Annotated in this window: 2 pseudogenes; both read left to right on the forward strand. The window is 68.4% G+C overall.

Annotated elements, in window-relative coordinates:
• Positions 1–118, forward strand: a pseudogene (locus JMF90_RS39720) (transcriptional regulator); the annotation flags it as partial.
• 162 nt (positions 119–280) lie between these two features.
• Positions 281–570 (forward strand): annotated as a pseudogene (locus JMF90_RS39725) (hypothetical protein); the annotation flags it as partial.

The raw sequence follows: 570 nt of genomic DNA on the forward strand, positions 1-570 counted from the left end.
GGCGCTGCTCGACAGCTTCTGCGCCCACGGCTGGATCGAACGCGCTGCCCGCCCGCGCGTGCTGCGCGTCACGGTGCCCGGGCAGCAGGTTTTCGACGCGTGGCTTACGTCCGCTTGACGCCGGCATTGCAGCTGCACGACAACGGCGCGCGATGGACAGGTTTTGTTACATCGCGTGCCATTCGATTTACAAAACACCGTGCCTTGAAACAGGCCAAGCGGATATCGTGAACTGGACGGCACGAATCGACGCGCCGCGATCACAACGATGACGCTCACCATGGCCCCCCTGTTCACGCTCAAGCGCACCGCCCGCTACACGCTGCTCGCGTTCGTCGCGCTGGCGGCGCTGCCGCCCGCCTTCGCGCAATCGGCCGATGCACCGGCGAATATGGCCGCGGCACGGCAACCGGGCGGCGATCCGCCCGGGCGCGTCGCGCGGCTCAATTACCTGTCGGGCGCCGTGACGACCGAACCGGCCGGCACCGACGCGTGGTCGTATGCGGCGGTGAACCGGCCGCTGACGACCGGCGACCAGCTGTGGAACGATGCCGGCGCGCGCTCGGAACT

Origin of the sequence: Burkholderia sp. E168m23 (genome assembly GCF_016586125.1) — a bacterium.
Lineage (GTDB): Bacteria > Pseudomonadota > Gammaproteobacteria > Burkholderiales > Burkholderiaceae > Burkholderia > Burkholderia orbicola.